Below are 19,080 nucleotides of genomic sequence, written 5' to 3' on the forward strand. Positions count from 1 at the left end.
CAAGGTCTTTTGACGCGTATTAGATTTTGCAGGGTTGCCATTGATGGCGACAACGCGTCCTTCACGAACGCACCCAGACCTTGTAACCCGTATTCAACCCTGTAGGGTCGCCATTTATGGCGACCAACCCATTGCGCGATAAATCGCGCCGTTACCAGGTGCGCATAAATGCGCACCCTGGGAAATTCAGCAAAGGCTTTGACCCCTTTTTAGATTCTGTAGGGTCGCCATTTATGGCGACCAACCATTGCGCGATAAATCGCGCCGCTACCAGCCATTAATCCGCGCCCAGCTCCCACCACAGCTTATCCAGCGCATAATAACGGTCGCGCTGCGCCTCTGGCTGGTTCAGATCGCGCTTCCACGGTTTGGCGAGAATGTAGTGCAGATTCTTCACCTCGTCGTCATGCCATAAGCCGGCATGCTGGAACGGCAGGGTTTTCAGCGCGTTGTAGATGTACGGCAGCGGCAGCCAGCGCCCGGCAAACACTTCATTGAGCAAATCCTGTTCGGAGAACGGATAGCGGCGCAGGTCGTCAATCTCAGCCACTTTCTGCTGCAGCCAGTCGAATACCGCCTGATCCGGCTGCAGCACCAGAAAGCCGCCGTTGAGATAGTTATCAAGACCGGCGGGAGGCGTTTCACCGCGCGCCTGCCAGGTATAATGGCAATGCTCCGGCTGCCAGCTGTCTGGATAGCTGGCGATTTGGTTCGGGTTGCAGCGGCAGGCGTGACAGGCCGCCAGCGCATGCTTGCCGAGGTCAAGCGTAAACAGCTCATCCATGTTGCGCAGCACCAGCATATCGGCATCAAGAAACACCACGCGCTCGCAGCCGGTCAGCTCCCAGGCGCGCAGCTTGCTCCACACTTCACCAAACTGTGCCGAGGCATAATGCTGCTCCAGCGCGGCGTCCGGCATCAGCGGCTGGACCGGATGGATCACGCAGCCCAGCGCCTGTAATGCTTCGCGCATGCTCAGGTCGATGGCATCGGTGACCATCACAATCAGCGGCCAGCGCGTTTCGCTGCGTTTGAGTGAGCGATGCAGCGCTTTCACCCCGACATAATATTCCGGCTGCGTTAACAGCGTTACCCAGGCGTACATAAATTCTCCCCATCAAACTCAATCAATCAAACAAAGCCGTGACATAGTCATTGCTAAAGCGGTGCGTCGGATCCAGCTGTTCACGCACCGCACGAAACGCATCCCACTGCGGATAGATGGCGCGCCACTGATAGCGCTGCGGATCGTAATATTTACCCCAGTGCGGACGTCCGCCTTCCGCCGCCAGCAGTTTTTCCACTTCGGTGAGGAAATGCAGTCCGTCCTGCGACAGCGAGCCGTCATCCGCGTAATACACCACGAAGCCAAAAAAGCAGGTCGGCTGCTGATGCGCCGGGCTCATCCACGCCTGTGAAGCGCCGGTACAGCGCAGGATGATGGGATAGTGCATGTGCGGACGATTCTGCGCGTACCAGGCTTTGATCTTGCTGATAATTTCCGGCGTTTTGGCCAGCGGCACGCCAATCTCAACGTTGATCTGCGGTACGGCAATGCCACGACAAAACAGCTGGTAGATATCGCCGCTGATGTCGGTGAAATCACGGAAGCGGGTGACGGTACGGAACTGTTTGCCGCCTTTACCGTGAATCTGCGTGTCGCGATGCATGTGTTCGAGCGTCTGATCAATGGTGTCGTTGAGGCTGCTGTCGGCCTGATCGCCGTGCTCAATCACTTCGCGCTGATGGTCGTACCACGCCTGGCTGTCCTCGGCACTGGCGACATCGGCGTTCCAGACATGCATCAGGTTGTCATCGACAAACCACCAGGCTTTGCTGAGTTCGTGCTGCTCATTCCACGTCAGCAAATCCTGCTCCAGTGAATCGGCAGACGCCGCGAATTTATGGCAGGTAAACAGGCGAAATGGCTGAGTGCGCAAGGTAATGGCGGTGACGATGCCGAGCGCGCCAAGTGACACCATCGCCGCCGGGAAATCGGCGTCGTCGCGTTGAAACTCGCGCACGCTGCCATCGGCCAGCACCATGCGGATATGCAGCGCTTCGTCCGCCAGCGAACTCTGTGCCAGGCCCTGACCGTGGGTGCCGGTTGCCAGCGCGCCGGCCAGCGTCTGCACCGCTATCACGCCGGGCGAAGAGGCGAGCATGCGATCCATCTTTGTCAGGCTGTCATACACCTGCTGTAGCGGCGTGCCCGCGGCAAACGTTACGCTCTCTTCATCCTGAGCGAGGATGCCGCGCAGCGCACTGAGATCCAGCAGTACGTCCTGCGGCTGTACGCACAGCATGCGACCGGGCGACAAACGGCTGCCGAGCACGCGCACTTTGCCGTGCGAGTCACGCAACAGCTGTTGCAACTCAGCTTCACTGCGCGGCTGATGCAACTGCTGGCGCTGGCCAACTACCGAATTTTGCGCCCAGTTCCAGAGCGCAGGCGTGTCATCGGTATTTTGCGTGTTGCGTAACGGATAGAGGAGAGCATCTTTCTTCACTACAGCGTTCCTTAATCTGAGGTCTGTCACGGTCCCGTTTATTTGATCAAGCGTAGACCATCACAGCGAACCCGCAGATTACGGGGCTTTGCGGATATAGCGCAGCGTGGCCGTCACCGCCAGCTGACGGTTGCGGCGAATACTGTCCTCTTCACTGTCGTGGGGGGTAAACAGCGTGTGGAAGGTGTAGCGGTTGGAGACGTGATGTACACAAATACTGCTGAGCAGGCGGTGTACGTCCACGGTATCCAGGCCGTCAATAAAGATGCCCTGACGCTGGCCGCGGGACAGGATGTCATCCAGCAAATCGAGGGTACTTTTGTTCATCGCTTTGATGCGCTCCGACTGCATGATGTAACGCCCGCGCAGCAGGTTTTCTGTACACACCAGGCGCATAAAATCGGGATGCGTGACGTGATAGTCAAAACTGGCTTCCACCAGTTTGATCATCGCCTCTTCCGGTTCCAGCGTAGTAAGATTCAGGCCGGTTTCATGCTGGCGGATCGCCTGATACACCTGCTCCAGCACCTCAATATACAGCTTCTCTTTGTTGATGAAGTGATACACCACCATGCGCTTGGTGGTCTGTGCCAGTTCAGCAATCTGCTCCATTCGCGCGCCCTGCATACCGTATTCGGCGAAGGTTTGCAGCGCACCCGCGAGGATGCGTTTTTTCAACCCTTCCGGGTCATTTTTACGTTTGGGTGTGGTATCCGACATAGCGCTCAATAACGGTCAATCAAACAGGCATGGTAGCACAGCCGCCCGGGGCCTTTTGGCGCGATGAGCGGCGGCATGGCTTTATTCATTTCAGGAATAGCATTCCCGGATAAATCATAATGCTGGAATAAGCAACTGCGTATACTGCGCGTATCTGTCGATCACGGCAGCTTATTTTGACTCGCGTAATAATAACACTCAGGAAATAATTTATGCACACACGCTTTGTATCAGCCAAAAATAAATTGTTGTTAACCGTCGGCGCGTTACTGGTTGCCGGCAGCGTGGTCGCGCCGTTTTCAGTGGCGCAGGCGGCGGATAAAACCGCGGTGAAGGTCGGTATCATGAGCGGCGAGGACGAAGACGTCTGGCGTGAAGTAATAAAGCAGGCCGCCGCGAAAGGGCTGACGGTGAAAACCGTGATTTTCAATGATTATAATCAGCCCAACGAAGCGTTACAGAATGGTGAAGTGGATGCCAATGCCTTCCAGCATCAGCCGTTCCTGAATAATCAAATCAAGGTCAATCATTACGATATCGTGCGCGTCGGCGATACCGCCGTCTGGCCGATCGGTCTCTATTCGAAGAAAGTGAAAAGCGCCGCCGCTCTGAAAGACGGAGCGGTAATCGGCGTGCCTAACGATCCGTCGAACGAGGCACGCGGTCTGGTGCTGCTGCAGCAACAGGGGCTGATCAAACTCAAACCGGGCGTCGGCATTGCCGCGACCACGGCCGACATCACTGACAATCCCCATCACCTGAAAATCAAAGAGCTGGATTCCGGCATCATTGGTCGCTCGGTGCCGGATCTCGATGCGGCAGTGGTCAATACCGACTGGGCGCTGAAAAGCGGTCTGACCGCGGCGGATCGTATCGCGCAGGAGCCGGTGAAAGACAACCCGTACAACAACTTTATCGCGGTGAAAAAAGAGAACGCCAGCGCCCCGTGGGTGAAAACCCTGGTGGCATCGTACCAGAACGATGCCGTCAAAACGGTGTTTGACAAGGTCTATAAAGGCACGGGCGAAACCGCCTGGTAAGGAACCCATCCATGACGCTATTTTCCGAGGCCACCGTGCCCCTGACCGCCGTGGCGCGCGGCGTGATCGAAGAGGCAACAGTACGCGATCGCGTGGCGCAGCACAGCAACGTGGTGCGTTTGCAGGGCGTGTCGCGCCGTTTCGGCCAGACACAGGCGCTGCGCAATGTCTCACTGACGGTGCAAAAAGGCGAAATCCTTGGCCTGATTGGGCGCAGCGGCGCCGGAAAATCGACGCTGATTCGCTGTCTCAACGGGCTGGAGCAGCCCGACGAAGGCGTAATCGAGATTGAAGGGCGGCGTATTACCGGTCTGTCGGAACAGCAGCTGCAGGCGGTGCGCAGTCGCGTCGGCATGGTGTTTCAGCACTTCAATCTGCTGTCGGCAAAAACCGTGGCACAGAATGTGGCGCTGCCGCTGAAAATAGCCGGCATGGAAAAGGCGCAGCGCAACCAGCGCGTAGCGGAACTGCTGGCGCTGGTGGGGTTGAGCGACAAGGCCGGACACTATCCGGCGGCGCTCTCCGGTGGACAAAAACAGCGCGTCGGCATTGCCCGTGCGCTGGCCGCCAGCCCGGCGCTGCTGCTGTGTGACGAAGCCACGTCGGCGCTCGATCCGGAAACCACCCGTTCGATTCTCGCGCTGCTGAAATCGCTCAATCAGCAGCTTGGTATCACCATTCTGCTGATCACGCATGAGATGGAGGTGATCAAATCCGTGGCGCATCGCGTGGCCGTCATCGACGCCGGGGAGATTGTCGAGCAGGGCCCGGTGTGGCAGGTGTTCGCCCATCCGCAATCCGCGCTGACGCGCACGCTGCTGCGCGGGCTGCTGCCGCAGCTGCCGGAGAATCTCGCAGCGCGGCTCAGCGAACAGCGTGAAGGTGAGGCGATCTATAGCGTTCACTTTGCTGGCGTGGCGGCGCAGGGGGATTTGCTGACGCAGTTTGCCAGCGCTCTGCCCGGTAAATTTCGCCTGCTGCAGGGGGGCATCGACCACATTCAGCACTACGCGGTAGTGCGTTTCTTTATTGCGCTCCCGGCCGCCAACGCTGCCGATGAGTATCAGGTTCTCAGCTGGCTGCGTGCGCAGCAGGCACAGGTGGAGTTGGTCGGTTATGTCGCCAGTGATGATTGATTTACTGCTCAACGCGTTGGGTGAAACGCTGCTGATGACGGCGGTGGCCGGCCTGTTTTCGCTGCTGGCCGGATTACCGCTGGGACTGATTCTGGTGACCACCAGTCCCGGCGGCATTGCTGAAAACCGGAGCATCAACCGCCTGCTGGGCGTGGTGATCAATGGCTTTCGCTCGCTGCCGTTCATTATTCTGCTGGTGGCGCTGATTCCCTTTACCCGTCTGCTGGTCGGCACCTCTCTGGGCACCTGGGCCGCAATTGTGCCGTTATCGATCACCGCCACGCCCTATTTTGCCCGGGTAGCGGAAGTTTCACTGCGCGATGTCGATCGCGGGTTGATTGATGCGGTGCGTGCCATGGGCGCCAGCAAATTACGTATTGTCTGGGAGGTGCTGATTCCTGAAGCGCTGCCGGGCATTCTTTCCGGTTTTGTCGTCACGCTGGTGGCGCTGATCGGCGCCTCGGCAATGGCGGGTGCCATCGGGGCGGGCGGTCTGGGCGACCTGGCAATTCGCTACGGTTATCAGCGTTTTGACACGGCGGTGATGGTGGCAGTGATCGCCGTACTGATCGTGCTGGTGTGCGGTATCCAGTGGCTCGGCGATCGGCTGGTGCAGCGCATTGACAGGCGGTAAACGGAATCTTTCCGTTCCTCTGCGCGGGACACATTTCCATGTCAGACAGGTATTCTCAGCATAGTATTACGTACCTTCTGAAGAGTAGCCGATCGGCAACCTGAATATACTCTCCTTATCGCATCGCAAATATCCATTCGGATCGTTAATTGCACGTTAAGGAGAGTTTTATGGAATTAACCGGTAACACCATTTTGATCACCGGCGGCGGTTCAGGCATAGGACGTGCTATGGCTGAAGCGCTTTTGGCTGCAGGTAATCAGGTTATTATTGCTGGCAGGCGAAAAGAGGTACTGGATGAAACTATCGCAGCCAATCCTGGCATGCACGCCATCGTAATGGATATGGATAGTCATGATTCAATTCTCAGCGGTGCGCAAACTGTCATTCAGCGCTGGCCGGCACTGAACGTGGTGATCCATAACGCCGGCATTATGCGCAGGGAAGATCTGAAAAGGGGTGACGTCACTGTGGCTGAAGCAGAAATCACCACCAATTTATTAGGGCCGATTCGCTTAACGGCTGCGCTAATTGAACATTTTCTGGCGCAACCCCGCGCCGCTATTCTGACCGTTTCTTCCGGTCTCGCTTTTGTGCCCCTGTCGCTTACCCCTGCGTATTGTGCCACCAAAGCGGCAATTCACTCCTGGACGCAGAGTCTGCGCTATCAATTGCGTGATACCGCTATTCAGGTAACGGAACTGGTTCCACCGCTGGTACAAACTGAATTGATGGGCAGGCAGCACGCAACGAATCCGGCAGCGATGCCACTGGCTGAGTATATGCAGGAAACGCTGCAAATATTGCAGGAACAGCCGGACACTGCCGAGGTGCTGGTAGAAAGGGTTAAGCCTCAGCGCTTTGCCGCTCGCGGAGATTATACTGCCTTTTATCAGGCGTTTAACGATCGCCTCGCGGGGCAAAATAATTAAGCCTGATAGTGCAATATTTACTCACAACGTGGCGTTTTGTTGCTGTTGACGATGCTCTCGCGGAGAGCATCCCCACTCTTTTTTAAACGCGCGTCCAAATGCGCTTTCTGTATCATATCCGGCAGAAAATGAAATCTGCGAAATAGGTTCGCGCGAGCTTCTCAGGCGCTCCCCTGCCAGCAGCATTCGCCATCTCGACAGGTATCGCATCGGCGTCATCCCCACCCGGGATTTAAATTTTTTCGCGAATACCGTACGCGACATCCCCGTCCGATGGGCCAGTTCCTGCAACGTCCACGGGAACGCGGGATCGGCATGCATTAAATTAAGTGCGGCTTTGAGTTGAGGATCGCAAAGGGCAAATAGCCAGCCAATACGCTCTTCACCTTCCTGCTGAAGAAATACCCTGAGCGCCTGCACCAGCATAATCTGCACCAGTTGCTGCGAGAGTAAAACGCCGCCTGGCTGCGAAGTTTGTATCTCCTCTCTCAGGCATTCCATCGCACTGCGCATAATGTTGGTTCCCGTGCCCTGCCTGACGGGAATGATCGCGGGCAGAGCCTGCAGCAGGATATCTGCCAGTGCGCTATCGAAGGTATATCGACCGCCGAGAATAAAAGCACCCTGATCGGGCGTGACCTGCGTCAGCGCGCCCGTTTCGCTGTCGGGCGGTACAAAAGGCTGTCTTTTCGCTGTGGGATGGGTGGCCAGACTAAAGGATTTGCCAGAGGTGAGAAATACACAGTCGCCGGTTTCCAGTAACAGAGGCTGCTGGTTTCCATCAACCGCTACCCAGCAGCAACCTTCCACAACACAGTAGCATTTGATGCCCTGATGAGGCGCAAACACCAGCGCGGTCTGTGCTTCCACTGGAAAACCGCCTGAGATAGCCCCCTGCAATCTGAGCAGAGTAAGCACTTCGGAAAGGGGATCCATAAAATTCCGTACGATCTGCATAAAATTACCTCGTTATAGCAGAGACCGTACCATTATTCATATTTTAATCTGCTTATCACCGGGACGTTTTTGTCCCAGACCATCGATAAGGGGATTGTAATGAATGTGTTCATAACAGGTGCAAGCGGGTTTATCGGTATGGCGATCGCCGCTGAGCTGATTCAGGCGGGTCATCATGTCACCGGACTGGCTCGTTCGGAGCAGACTGTCCAGCGTCTCAATCGTATTGGCGCGGACGCGCACCGGGGCGAACTGAAGAATCTTCTGAGTCTGACCGTGGGTGCCCGCGCCGCTGACGCGGTGATCCACTGCGCTTATGACCACGCTTTTGCTCACCCGCAGGACACGGCAATGCAGGAAATGCAGGCAATTGCAGCCTTAGGTAAGGGGTTACTGGATTCGACGCGACCATTACTTATCACTTCAGTTGCGGCCATGGGCAGTTCCGCACCGGGTCAGCTTGCCAGCGAGGATTTTTACGACCCGTCGACGCAAAATCCGCGCAAATCGACCGAAATAGCGGCAGCCCAGGTCGCAGACAGTGGCGTCAATGTTTCCATCATCCGGTTGCCTCAAGTGCACAACGAGGTAAAACAGGGGTTCGTCTCAGCGTTAATCCAGCTGGCGCGAGAAAAAGGCGTTTCAGCCTATGTGGAAGAGGGAAACAATCAATGGGCTGCGGCGCATGTTGCTGATGTTGCCTCACTTTATCGGATAGTGCTTGAGAAAGCGCTGCCTGGCCAGCGTTACCATGCCGTTGCGGAACAGGGTATTTCATTGCGCAACATAGCCGAAGACATCGGAGCGGGCCTGGGTGTTCCTGTCGTGCAACTGACCCGCGAAGAAGCCAGTGCCCACTTTGGCTGGCTGGCGCTGTTCGTTACCATGGATATGCGTGCATCAGCAGAATCAACCCGGCAGCGTACCGGCTGGCAACCTTCGCATCCGGGTTTACTGCAGGATCTGGAACGCTACTTCAGATTAGCGTAACACCATAGCGGCACAGCAGCCTCCTTAGTTATGCGCAGGGCACGGCCGTCGCTGCGGCGCGTTACGGCGCGTGACACCCTCCATCGCCCAGCAAACTCACCACAACAAGAAGCCCGCTCAGGTTTCCCTGAGCGGGCTTCTTTGAATCTGGCTCCTCTGACTGGACTCGAACCAGTGACATACGGATTAACAGTCCGCCGTTCTACCGACTGAACTACAGAGGAATCGTTGGAACGAGGCGAATATTAGCGATGCCGATCCCCGTTGTCAAAGCCCGATCGCACACTTCTGGTTTAAGTGCGCGTAAAAGCAGCGGATTGCTGCTTTTCTGCCTTGAATGGGCAGATTTCAAACTGCCAGCAAGATCTCACTTTAAACGCATTTCCTTTGAGATGTTAGATGCGTGTCAAAGTTTTGTTATTTGCCGATTTTAAAACAATCGTTTCAGTGCTTTTATGATGAAAATTTCAAAAGAAGAGATGATGAAACAAATGAACTGCTTATCATCACGCCCGAAACGAGTTTTGTCCGCTCAACGCTTCTTTCGAAAGTAACATATTGATAAGGAAGATGTTGAAAAAAGGAGCAGCACGGTACCGATAGCGTCAGACCAGAAGCCTTACCTCTACGAACAGAAAAAAAACGCCAGCGACGTTGAGTGAATGTAAAAGATATTTTTCATTCGCGGACTCAGCCAACCTGAGCACGTTAACAAATAAGAAGGGTTACCTATGAAATTCAAAAAAGCGTTAGTGACTTCCCTGTTAGCTTGCATGTTACCTGCCGCTGTGATGGCAAAAGATATCCAGGTGGGCGTTTCTATGGCGCTGTTTGATGACAACTTCCTCACCATCCTTCGCACAGCCATGCAAAAAGAGATGCAAAAAGACAACGTGAAAGGCCAGGTGGAAGATGCCAAAGGCGACGTCTCTCAGCAGCTGCAGCAGGTACAAAACTTCATCGGCCAGGGCGTCGACGCCATCGTCGTTAACCCGGTCGATACTAACGCGGTGAAGCCGATCATGGATGCCGCGACCAAAGCCGGTATTCCACTGGTATTCGTCAACCGCAAACCGGCGGGTCAGCTGACCGACAAGATGGCGTACGTCGGCTCCGACTCTGAACTGGCGGGCCGTCTGCAGATGGAAGCACTGGCCAAAGCGATGAACGGCAAAGGCAACGTGGCGATCCTGATGGGCGACCTGGCGAACGAATCAACCCGTGACCGTACTAAAGGCGTCGAAGCGGTGGTCGCCAAATATCCGGGCATTAAGGTAGTACAGAAGCAAACCGCCAAGTTTACGCGTAACGATGCGGTAGACGTGGTGAGCAACTGGATGACCGCCGGTGACGATATCCAGGCCATTGCCTCAAACAACGATGAAATGGCGATTGGTGCGCTGCAGGCGCTGGGTAAAAACCCGAACCACATCCTGATTGCCGGCGTGGACGGTACGCCTGATGCGCTGCAAATGCTGAAGAATGGCAAAATGGTTGCCACCGTATTCCAGGATGCGAAAGGTCAGGGCGAAGGTGCCGTACAGACTGCGGTGAAACTGGCGAACGGCGAAAAAGTGGAAAAAATCATCAACATCCCTTACCAGCTGATCACCAAAGACAACATGGCGCAGTTCGAAAACCGTAACCAGAAATAATCGCTCCCCCTTAAGCCGTACGGAGGTGATGTATGACCGCTTTTGCGCTTGAAGCCGAAGGCATCAGCAAGTTCTTCCCCGGAGTGAAGGCACTCGACAATGTCTCACTGCGTATTAAGCCGGGGTCGGTACATGCCCTGATGGGTGAAAATGGCGCGGGCAAATCCACTTTAATGAAATGCCTTATCGGGATGTATCGTCCCGATAAGGGCACCATCCGCATTAAAGGGGAGCCGGTGCAGTTTCAGGACACCATGGACGCGCTGCGTTCCGGCATTTCCATGATTCACCAGGAGCTGAATCTGGTGCCTTACATGACCGTGGCGGAGAATATCTGGCTCGGTCGTGAACCGATGAAATACGGCTTTGTCGATCACGGCAAGCTCAACCAGCAGACGCAGGAACTGCTTAACAAACTTAATATCCGTCTGAAAGCCGATCGGCTGGTCGGCGAGCTCAGCATTGCGTCCCAGCAGATGGTGGAAATTGCCAAAGCGGTGTCGTGGAACTCCGACATCGTGATTATGGATGAACCGACCTCGGCGCTGACGGAAACTGAAGTGGCGCATCTGTTCACCATCATCCGCGACCTGCGTGCCCAGGGCAAAGCCATCATCTATATCAGCCATAAAATGGATGAAATTTTTGCCATCACCGATGAGATCAGCATCTTCCGCGACGGCACCTGGGTCGGCAGCAACAGCACCACCGCCTTTACCCGTCAGTCGCTGATCACCCAGATGGTGGGACGCGAACTGACGCAGCTGTTCCCTAAATTCAACAGTGCCATCGGGGAAGAAGTGCTGACGGTGCGCAATCTGACCTGCAAAGACCGCTTTACCGATGTCAGCTTCAGCGTGCGCAAAGGCGAGATCCTCGGCGTGGCCGGGCTGGTGGGTGCCGGACGCAGCGAGGTGATGGAGAGCCTGTTCGGCATGGAAAGCTTCGACAGCGGTGAAGTGCTGATTGATGGTGTGCCGGTGAAAATCGATTCGCCGTCAACGGCGATTGAGAAGGGCATGGCGTTTCTCACCGAAGACCGCAAAAAGTCCGGGCTGTTTCTGGTGTTGTCGGTGCTGGAGAACATGAGCATCGTCAACATGCCCGATTACATCGGCAAAAGCGGTTTCGTTAGCCACATGAAGATGGCGCAGGACTGCATGGAGCAGATCCGCAAACTCAATATTAAAACGCCGACCATGGATCAGATCATCAATAACCTCAGCGGCGGTAACCAGCAGAAGGTGCTGATTGCGCGCTGGCTGCTGGCGCAACCGAAGATTCTGATCCTCGATGAACCAACCCGCGGCATTGATGTTGGCGCCAAAGCCGAAATCTACCGCCTGATCAGTGAACTGGCTAACCGTGGCGTGGCCATCATCATGGTGTCCTCTGAGCTGCCGGAGATTCTCGGCATGAGCGACCGGGTGATGGTGATGCACGGCGGACGTATAACCGGCATCCTCGATAAAGAAGAGGCCGACCAGGAAACCATTTTGTCGTTGGCATCCGAGTGAGGCACGAGACCCCTATGAGTAACGTAAAAATAACGGCCCCGCAGGCCACCGAACAGAGTTCTTTCTTCGGCAATCTGCGCCATAAAATGCCGAAAGACACCGGCATCTTTGTCGTGATGTTAGGCATTGCGCTGATCTTTGAAATAGCCGGCTGGTACGTGCGTGACCAGTCATTTCTGCTCAACACCAACCGTTTAGTGCTGATTGTGCTGCAGGTGGCGATCATCGGTATCATCGCCGTCGGCGTCACCCAGGTCATTATTACTACCGGTATCGACCTGTCGTCCGGTTCGGTTATCGCCCTGACGGCGGTGGTTGCCGCCAGCCTGGCGCAGACGTCTGACAGCCTGTCGCCGATGTATCCGTCGCTGGTCAATCTGCCTGCCGCCATCCCAATCGTCGCCGGCATCGGCGTCGGCCTGCTGTGCGGCGTGGTCAACGGCGTGCTCATCACCAAAACCGGCATTCCGCCATTTATCGCCACGCTCGGTATGATGGTGTCGGCGCGCGGTCTGGCACAATATTATACCCAGGGCAACCCGATCAGCTTCCTGTCGGACGGTTTCACCTCCATCGGTCAGGGCGCGATGCCGGTGATTATCTTCCTGGTGGTCGCCTTCCTGTTCCACATCGCACTCAAACACACCCGCTACGGCAAATATGTCTATGCGATTGGCGGCAACATGACCTCCGCCAAAGTGTCGGGCATCAACGTTAATAAATACCTGATCATCGTGTATACCATCGCCGGGGCGCTCTCGGGTCTGGCGGGAGTGGTGCTGGCGGCGCGCGTCAGCAGCGGCCAGTCGAGCATGGGCATGGCGTATGAACTCGACGCCATCGCCGCCGCAGTTATCGGTGGCAGCAGCCTGATGGGCGGCGTCGGGCGGATTACCGGCACGCTGATCGGCGCAGTGATCCTCGGTTTAATCAAAAGTGGCTTTACCTTTGTTGGCGTCGATGCTTACGTGCAGGACATCATCAAAGGGATGATCATCGTCGCGGCGGTTTCAATTGATATGCACCGCAACCGCAAAAAACGCTAACCCGTTCTGCTCCTCTCTTCCGGGAGAGGAGCAGGGTTAAGGCGGTAATTGCACGCTGCCGGGCTGCCGGCATCGTCAGACACAATAAGTTTTCCCACTGATAGCCACCGCGCAATTTCTCTTTATTCTCCTTTCTGCCCCCGCAATCCGTACATTTTCTGCCCGTTTTGCACCACTGCAGCACGCGGAGTCATCACTTTTTTGCACATCTGCCTCGCAAATGTTGCACCATCAGGGTGCGTCATCGCCAGCGGATAAACGTTATGGGTCATGTGCGGCACTTATTAACCCATTCGGGGTAATCAGAAACGCTTATTTTCCCGTTCGTTAGGAAAATTCTGGTCAGTGCCCGCCGGGTAAAGATCAAACCTGGCCTGCATATTGCAATTTCTTTGTCACAAGCCAGCAGGCTGAGAACTCATCATTTGGGCATTCGGGGATCCGTGACGGAGGCAATATGAACTTAAGACGACTGAAATACTTTGTAAAAATCGTCGATATCGGCAGCCTGACGCAGGCAGCAGAAGTCCTGCATATCGCACAACCTGCACTCAGCCAACAGGTGGCGACGCTGGAGAACGAACTCGACCAGCAGTTGCTGATCCGCACCAAGCGCGGCGTAACGCCAACCGAAGCCGGTAAAATTCTTTATGCTCACGCACGCACCATCCTGCGCCAGTGCGAACAGGCGCAGACAGCGGTGATCAACGCTGGCCAGGCGCTCAATGGTCAGGTATCGATTGGCCTCGCGCCGGGCACGGCGGCCTCTTCGCTCACCATGCCGCTGCTGCAAACGGTGCGCGAGCAATATCCTGATGTGCTGGTCTATCTGCATGAGAACAGCGGCACTTCACTCAATGAGAAAGTGATGAATGGCCAGCTGGATATGGCCGTGCTGTACGATCGCGCGCCGACTGCCGGTATCAACAGCATTCCGCTGATGAAAGAGGAGCTGTATCTGGTAGGGGCGACGGCCTGTCCGGGTGCTACGGTGGATCTGGCTGACGTGGCGCAGATGAACCTGTTCCTGCCGCGTGACTACAGCGCCGTGCGCAAACGCGTGGACGAAGCGTTCTCGCTGCGTCGTCTGAGCGCGAAAATCATCGGTGAAATTGAGTCGATCTCAACCTTAACCGCGGCGGTGTCGAGCGGCATGGGCGTTACCGTACTGCCGGAATCGGCGGCACGCGCGCTGGTGAGTTCAACGCATGCGTGGATGGCACGCATTAACAGTCCGTCGCTTAATCTGCCGCTGTCGCTGAACGTCTCAGCGCGCCTGCCGCTGTCGCCATCGGCGCAGGCGGTCAAAAATATCCTGCTGTCGCTGCTGAATAAGCCGATGGTGGAAGAGCGCGAGCTGATGTTAGTGGGTTGATAGAGAGGTTTTTTCCCTCACCCTAACCCTCTCCCGCCCGCGGGAGAGGGAACCGTCTGGCGCAGCCATCCATCCCGGTACGCCATCTCAATCTCGCGCGATCCGCTCCCTCTCCCTATGGGAGAGGGCCGGGGTGAGGGCGGCAAAGCGCACCCATCCCCAACCTCACGCTTATTACTATTGCGCATAACACACCGTTTTTTATTATTTGTTGCAATCTCACCAACTTCATAACATGGACGAAACAGGGGCAGGAAACAGGAGAAAAGGGTGTGAATTTCCAGCAACTTAAAATTATACGCGAAGCGGCCCGTTGCGAATTCAACCTGACAGAAGTCGCCAATACGTTGTTTACCTCACAATCGGGGGTGAGCCGGCATATTCGCGATCTGGAAGATGAACTGGGCGTGGAAATCTTCATTCGTCGTGGCAAGCGGCTGTTAGGCATGACCGAACCGGGCAAAGCGCTGCTGACCATTGCTGAACGCATCCTCGATGAGGCCGGCAAAGTGCGCCGGCTGGCGGATGTGTTTACCAATGAAACCAGCGGCGTGCTGACCATCGCCACCACGCACACCCAGGCGCGCTATAGCCTGCCGCGCGTCATCAAAGCGTTTCGCCAGCTCTATCCCAACGTGCGGCTGGAACTCAATCAGGGTTCACCGCAGGAGATCGTCGCCATGCTGCTGGCCGGTGAGGCCGATGTCGGCATCGCCTCGGAGCAGCTGGTGAATAACACCAGCCTGGCGGCATTCCCGTGGTTCAGCTGGCACCACTCGCTGCTGGTGCCGCACGATCACGAGCTGCTGGCGAATCAGCCGGTCACGCTCGCCAGCCTCAGCCGCCATCCGCTGATCACCTATCGTCAGGGGATTACCGGTCGCTCGCGCGTGGACCGCGCCTTCCAGGCTGCTGGCCTCCGCCCGGATATCGTGCTCAGCGCGCAGGATTCTGACGTGGTGAAAACCTATGTCGAACTCGGGCTGGGCGTCGGTATCCTCGCCGATCAGGCGTGCGATATTTACGATGGCGAAGACCTGGTGAAGATCGATGCTCACCATCTGTTTGATGCCAACACCGTGTGGCTCGGACTGAAGCGCGGCCAGCTCCAGCGCAACTACGTCTGGCAGTTCCTTGAACTGTGTAACGCTAACCTGTCACTGGAAGAGATCAAACGGCAGGCGCTCTCTTACGAAACCGACGACGAACCCGCCATCGATTTCCAAATCTGAGTTTCCTCTCTGGCCCGGTGCGGGCCTTTTTTATTTGCTTCCCCAAACGGACGTGGCAAGCTGGCGGGCAGAATGTTTCTCAGGGAGAACAGAATGAATTCGATATTGCGCGCCATGACCCTCGCGGACGCCGAAGCGGGTTATCGCCTGACTCAGCAACTGGGCTGGGCGCACCGCCGTGAAGACTGGCAGCAGCTGATTGCCCTGGGTGAAGGCGTGGTGGTTGAGGCGCAGGGCGACTATCTCGGCGGGGCGATTGGCTGGCGCTGGGGACCGGATGCCGCCACTATTGGTCTGGTGATTGTGAGCGAACAGGCGCGCGGACGCGGTATTGGCCGCCAGGTGATGCAGGCCATGTTGGAAAAATTCTCCGGCTGCAACGTGCGGCTGCACGCCACCGATATGGGGCAGGTGCTGTATGAGAAGCTCGGCTTCCAGGCCTGCGATCGCGTGGCGCAGCATCAGACGCGCGCGCTGGCGCAGCAGCCTGCGGTAATCGTACCGGATGGCCTGACGCTGCGGCCGGCCGTTGAAGCGGATGCGGCCGCCATCGACGCACTGGATTATCAGGCGAACGGGCTGCGGCGCATGCGTCTGCATCAGCAGCTGCTGGCGCAAAGCGTGGTGCTGCAGGATGCACAGGGCAGGTTGCAGGGGTTTGCCAGTCGCCGCCGCTTTGGACACGGCTGGACCATCGGTCCGGTGATTGCTGACGATGTTGCGGCGGCGCAGGCGCTGGTGTCGCAGCTGATGCAGGATCTGACGCAGCAGTTTGTCCGGCTAGATACGCCCGATGCCCGGCTCGGCGCGTGGCTGCTCAACCTTGGGCTGGCGCAGGTCGATGCGCCTTTCGCGATGGTACACGGCACAGCGTGGCGGGCGGCACCGAACGGGCCGCAGACCTTTGCGCTGGTCTCGCCTGCCCTGGGTTAACTAAGCGTAACGGCGGTGATTTCTAAGCCAGACGCGGCGAACGTCGCCGAACAGGTGTAATCTGTCACATTCCATTTCGTCGGCTACCCTTAACGTTTATTGCAAACGTCTAAGGGAGAGCCCGTCATGAGCAAGAAAACCAGCGATTTCTTTGTTGAACGCCTGCAGGCATGGGGCGTCACGCGCATTTATGGCTATCCGGGCGATGGCATCAACGGCGTGCTGGGCGCTATCCAGCGGGCCAATAAAGCCGGTGCAGGCATCGAATTTATTCAGGTGCGACATGAAGAGATGGCGGCTTTTATGGCTGCCGGTCACGCCAAATTTACCGGGGAGCTCGGCGTCTGTCTGTCGACCGGCGGACCTGGCGCGACCCATCTGCTGACCGGCCTGTACGATGCCAAAATGGATCACGCGCCGGTGCTGGCGATTGCCGGCCAGGCAGAAACCACCGCACGCGGCGCCAGCTATCAGCAGGAGATGAATTTAGACCGCATCTTCGCCGATGTGGCGAACTTCGTGCAGGAAGCGGCAGCCCCGGCGCAGGTCCAGCATCTGGTCGATCGTGGCGTGCGCATTGCCAAAGCGCAGAACGGCGTCGCGGTGATCATCCTGCCGAAAGATCTGCAGGATGAGAACTGGCAGCCACCGCAGCATGCGCACGGATTTACCCATTCCGGCCCGGGCTATCAGCGGCCAAAGATTGTGCCCTACGACGAGGATTTGCGCCGTGCCGCAGAAGTGCTTAACGCCGGCAAAAAAGTCGCGGTACTGATTGGTGCTGGTGCGCGCGGTGCTGCGGTTGAAGTGGTGCAGATTGCCAATGTGCTCGGCGCGGGCGTGGCCAAAGCGCTGCTGGGCAAAGACGTGCTGCCGGACGATGCGCCTTTTGTCACCGGTTCGATCGGCCTGCTCGGCACCAAACCGTCGTGGGAGCTGATGCAGAATTGCGACACTTTACTGATGATTGGCAGCGGTTTTCCGTGGACCGAATTTCTGCCGCCGGAAGGTAAAGTGCGCGCGGTACAAATCGATATCGATCCGGCGATGCTGGGGCTGCGCTATCCGTGCGAGGTCAACCTGCACGGCGACGCGGCAGAAACCCTGCGCGCGTTGCTGCCGTTACTGACCCATAAAGCGGATCGCAACTGGCAGGAGGAGATCGCGGTGCAGGTGCGCGATTGGTGGACGTTGATGGAACAGCGCGCCATGGCGCCCGCCAACCCGGTCAATCCGCAGCGCGTGGTGTGGGAGATGTCCCCGCAGCTGCCGGAAGATGCGATTGTCACCTCGGACTCGGGCTCCTGCGCCAACTGGTTTGCGCGCGATTATCGGGTGAAGCAGGGCCAGCGCGCCACGCTGTCGGGTGGGCTGGCTTGCATGGGGGCCGCCGTTCCGTTTGCCATCGCCGCGAAATTTGCCTTTCCCACTCAGCCAGTGGTGGCGCTGGTGGGCGACGGGGCGATGCAGATGAACAACCTCGCCGAACTGATCACCATTCAGAAATACTGGCAGCAGTGGGCCGATCCGCGCCTGATTGTCTGCGTGTTCAATAATCAGGATCTTAATCAGGTCACCTGGGAGCAGCGGGTAATGGAAGGCAATCCGCGCTTTGAAGCTTCGCAGCAATTGCCGGATGTGCAGTATGCGCGCTTTGCCGACAGCCTCGGTTTGCAGGGCATCTATGTCGACCGGCCCGAAGATCTGGCGGCGGCATGGCAGCAGGCACTCAGCGCCACCCGACCGGTAGTGCTGGAGGTGAAAACCGATCCGGAAGTAGCCCCGCTGCCGCCGCATATCACGCTTAAGCAGGCCAAAGCTTTTATGTCGTCAATGGCGAAGGGAGACCGCGGCATGGCGCAGGTGATTAGCGACACCGCCAGTCAGTTGCTGCACAGCAAGGGGTAGCGCGCCGCTACAATGTGTGCAGGATGGAGGTGCAAAAATTCAATCCCGCACGAATCGTAACGGCGCAATTCATTGCGCATTCTGGCAGCTGTGCAATCTTTCACTCAGCGCGATAAATCGCGCCGCTACAATGTGTGCAGGATGGTAGTGCAAAAATTCAATCCCGCACGAATCGTAGCGGCGCAATTCATTGCGCATTCCGGCAGCTGTGCAGTGTTTAACTCAGCGCGATAAATCGCGCAGCTACAATGTGTGCAGGATGGCGGTGCAGAAATACAATGCCGCACGGATCGTAGCGGCGCAATTTATTGCGCATCCGGGCAGTTGTGCAGTGTTTCACTCAGCGCGATAAATCGCGCCGCTACAATGTGTGCAGGATGGTAGTGCAAAAATTCAATCCCGCACGAATCGTAGCGGCGCAATTCATTGCGCATTCCGGCAGTTGTGCAGTGTTTCACTCAGCGCGATAAATCGCGCCGCTACAATATGTGCAGG

At 56.8% G+C, this 19,080-nt stretch carries 16 protein-coding genes and 1 tRNA gene; 12 read left to right on the forward strand and 5 right to left on the reverse strand.

Going from position 1 to position 19,080, the window contains the following annotated elements; translation table 11 throughout:
* Positions 1 to 277 precede the first annotated feature (277 nt).
* From ABVR31_RS07495 to ABVR31_RS07505, 3 genes are all read right to left on the reverse strand, one after another.
* Complete coding sequence (locus ABVR31_RS07495) at positions 278 to 1,105, reverse strand: glycosyltransferase family 8 protein (protein ID WP_372772292.1); 828 nt, start codon at positions 1,103 to 1,105, stop codon at positions 278 to 280.
* Positions 1,106 to 1,127: 22 nt separating this feature from the next.
* Positions 1,128 to 2,510, reverse strand: a complete 1,383-nt coding sequence (locus tag ABVR31_RS07500; protein WP_141495247.1) for a D-arabinono-1,4-lactone oxidase — start codon at positions 2,508 to 2,510, stop codon at positions 1,128 to 1,130.
* Positions 2,511 to 2,588: 78 nt separating this feature from the next.
* Positions 2,589 to 3,230 carry a TetR family transcriptional regulator gene (locus tag ABVR31_RS07505; RefSeq protein ID WP_021509768.1) on the reverse strand — a complete coding sequence of 214 codons (642 nt, stop codon included), beginning with the start codon at positions 3,228 to 3,230 and terminating at the stop codon, positions 2,589 to 2,591.
* Positions 3,231 to 3,442: 212 nt separating this feature from the next.
* Between ABVR31_RS07505 and ABVR31_RS07510 the strand changes: the two genes are divergently transcribed.
* From ABVR31_RS07510 to ABVR31_RS07525, 4 genes are all read left to right on the forward strand, one after another.
* A complete protein-coding gene (locus ABVR31_RS07510; RefSeq protein ID WP_088518052.1) occupies positions 3,443 to 4,270 on the forward strand; it encodes a MetQ/NlpA family ABC transporter substrate-binding protein in 828 nt (275 codons plus the stop codon).
* Positions 4,271 to 4,281: 11 nt separating this feature from the next.
* Positions 4,282 to 5,406: a methionine ABC transporter ATP-binding protein gene (locus ABVR31_RS07515; protein ID WP_288421894.1), complete on the forward strand. Its 1,125-nt coding sequence runs from the start codon at positions 4,282 to 4,284 to the stop codon at positions 5,404 to 5,406.
* Positions 5,387 to 6,040 carry a methionine ABC transporter permease gene (locus ABVR31_RS07520; RefSeq protein ID WP_058771108.1) on the forward strand — a complete coding sequence of 218 codons (654 nt, stop codon included), beginning with the start codon at positions 5,387 to 5,389 and terminating at the stop codon, positions 6,038 to 6,040. The genes ABVR31_RS07515 and ABVR31_RS07520 overlap by 20 nt, the downstream gene beginning before the upstream one ends.
* Before the next feature lie 170 nt (positions 6,041 to 6,210).
* Positions 6,211 to 6,972 carry an SDR family oxidoreductase gene (locus tag ABVR31_RS07525; protein ID WP_159378481.1) on the forward strand — a complete coding sequence of 254 codons (762 nt, stop codon included), beginning with the start codon at positions 6,211 to 6,213 and terminating at the stop codon, positions 6,970 to 6,972.
* Between the two features lie 21 nt (positions 6,973 to 6,993).
* Here ABVR31_RS07525 and ABVR31_RS07530 read toward each other — a convergent pair whose 3' ends face one another.
* Positions 6,994 to 7,929: an AraC family transcriptional regulator gene (locus ABVR31_RS07530; RefSeq protein ID WP_288445238.1), complete on the reverse strand. Its 936-nt coding sequence runs from the start codon at positions 7,927 to 7,929 to the stop codon at positions 6,994 to 6,996.
* A 99-nt stretch (positions 7,930 to 8,028) separates the two neighbouring features.
* On the opposite strand from ABVR31_RS07530, the gene ABVR31_RS07535 reads away from it, so the two are divergent.
* Positions 8,029 to 8,919, forward strand: a complete 891-nt coding sequence (locus ABVR31_RS07535; RefSeq protein WP_372772296.1) for an SDR family oxidoreductase — start codon at positions 8,029 to 8,031, stop codon at positions 8,917 to 8,919.
* A gap of 148 nt (positions 8,920 to 9,067) precedes the next feature.
* On the opposite strand, the gene ABVR31_RS07540 is transcribed toward ABVR31_RS07535, so the two are convergent.
* Positions 9,068 to 9,143 (reverse strand) — tRNA-Asn (locus ABVR31_RS07540).
* Positions 9,144 to 9,650: 507 nt separating this feature from the next.
* Between ABVR31_RS07540 and ABVR31_RS07545 the strand changes: the two genes are divergently transcribed.
* From ABVR31_RS07545 to ABVR31_RS07575, 7 genes are all read left to right on the forward strand, one after another.
* On the forward strand, positions 9,651 to 10,574 hold the full coding sequence (locus ABVR31_RS07545; RefSeq protein ID WP_058757339.1) for a sugar ABC transporter substrate-binding protein: 924 nt from the start codon (positions 9,651 to 9,653) through the stop codon (positions 10,572 to 10,574).
* A 32-nt stretch (positions 10,575 to 10,606) separates the two neighbouring features.
* Positions 10,607 to 12,091, forward strand: a complete 1,485-nt coding sequence (locus ABVR31_RS07550; RefSeq protein ID WP_021509786.1) for a sugar ABC transporter ATP-binding protein — start codon at positions 10,607 to 10,609, stop codon at positions 12,089 to 12,091.
* 14 nt (positions 12,092 to 12,105) lie between these two features.
* Complete coding sequence (locus ABVR31_RS07555) at positions 12,106 to 13,137, forward strand: ABC transporter permease (RefSeq protein ID WP_141495258.1); 1,032 nt, start codon at positions 12,106 to 12,108, stop codon at positions 13,135 to 13,137.
* Between the two features lie 457 nt (positions 13,138 to 13,594).
* A complete protein-coding gene (gene nac / locus ABVR31_RS07560) occupies positions 13,595 to 14,512 on the forward strand; it encodes a nitrogen assimilation transcriptional regulator NAC (protein WP_058757341.1) in 918 nt (305 codons plus the stop codon).
* A gap of 272 nt (positions 14,513 to 14,784) precedes the next feature.
* On the forward strand, positions 14,785 to 15,744 hold the full coding sequence (gene cbl / locus ABVR31_RS07565) for an HTH-type transcriptional regulator Cbl (protein WP_021509789.1): 960 nt from the start codon (positions 14,785 to 14,787) through the stop codon (positions 15,742 to 15,744).
* A 93-nt stretch (positions 15,745 to 15,837) separates the two neighbouring features.
* Complete coding sequence (locus ABVR31_RS07570) at positions 15,838 to 16,677, forward strand: GNAT family N-acetyltransferase (protein WP_372772299.1); 840 nt, start codon at positions 15,838 to 15,840, stop codon at positions 16,675 to 16,677.
* A gap of 126 nt (positions 16,678 to 16,803) precedes the next feature.
* Positions 16,804 to 18,585, forward strand: a complete 1,782-nt coding sequence (locus tag ABVR31_RS07575; protein WP_372772301.1) for a thiamine pyrophosphate-requiring protein — start codon at positions 16,804 to 16,806, stop codon at positions 18,583 to 18,585.
* The last annotated feature ends 495 nt before the right edge of the window (positions 18,586 to 19,080 follow it).

Source organism: Pantoea sp. WEP (genome assembly GCF_041678305.1).
Lineage (GTDB): Bacteria > Pseudomonadota > Gammaproteobacteria > Enterobacterales > Enterobacteriaceae > Pantoea > Pantoea dispersa.

Excerpts from the sequence above, each read along its gene's own strand:
- ABVR31_RS07495 (WP_372772292.1), bottom strand. The coding sequence starts at position 1,105 with ATGTACGCCTGGGTAACGCTGTTAACGCAGCCGGAATATTATGTCGGG.
- ABVR31_RS07505 (WP_021509768.1), bottom strand. The coding sequence starts at position 3,230 with ATGTCGGATACCACACCCAAACGTAAAAATGACCCGGAAGGGTTGAAA.
- ABVR31_RS07510 (WP_088518052.1), top strand. The coding sequence starts at position 3,443 with ATGCACACACGCTTTGTATCAGCCAAAAATAAATTGTTGTTAACCGTC.
- ABVR31_RS07515 (WP_288421894.1), top strand. The coding sequence starts at position 4,282 with ATGACGCTATTTTCCGAGGCCACCGTGCCCCTGACCGCCGTGGCGCGC.
- ABVR31_RS07520 (WP_058771108.1), top strand. The coding sequence starts at position 5,387 with ATGTCGCCAGTGATGATTGATTTACTGCTCAACGCGTTGGGTGAAACG.
- ABVR31_RS07525 (WP_159378481.1), top strand. The coding sequence starts at position 6,211 with ATGGAATTAACCGGTAACACCATTTTGATCACCGGCGGCGGTTCAGGC.
- ABVR31_RS07530 (WP_288445238.1), bottom strand. The coding sequence starts at position 7,929 with ATGCAGATCGTACGGAATTTTATGGATCCCCTTTCCGAAGTGCTTACT.
- ABVR31_RS07535 (WP_372772296.1), top strand. The coding sequence starts at position 8,029 with ATGAATGTGTTCATAACAGGTGCAAGCGGGTTTATCGGTATGGCGATC.
- ABVR31_RS07545 (WP_058757339.1), top strand. The coding sequence starts at position 9,651 with ATGAAATTCAAAAAAGCGTTAGTGACTTCCCTGTTAGCTTGCATGTTA.
- ABVR31_RS07550 (WP_021509786.1), top strand. The coding sequence starts at position 10,607 with ATGACCGCTTTTGCGCTTGAAGCCGAAGGCATCAGCAAGTTCTTCCCC.
- ABVR31_RS07555 (WP_141495258.1), top strand. The coding sequence starts at position 12,106 with ATGAGTAACGTAAAAATAACGGCCCCGCAGGCCACCGAACAGAGTTCT.
- nac (WP_058757341.1), top strand. The coding sequence starts at position 13,595 with ATGAACTTAAGACGACTGAAATACTTTGTAAAAATCGTCGATATCGGC.
- ABVR31_RS07570 (WP_372772299.1), top strand. The coding sequence starts at position 15,838 with ATGAATTCGATATTGCGCGCCATGACCCTCGCGGACGCCGAAGCGGGT.
- ABVR31_RS07575 (WP_372772301.1), top strand. The coding sequence starts at position 16,804 with ATGAGCAAGAAAACCAGCGATTTCTTTGTTGAACGCCTGCAGGCATGG.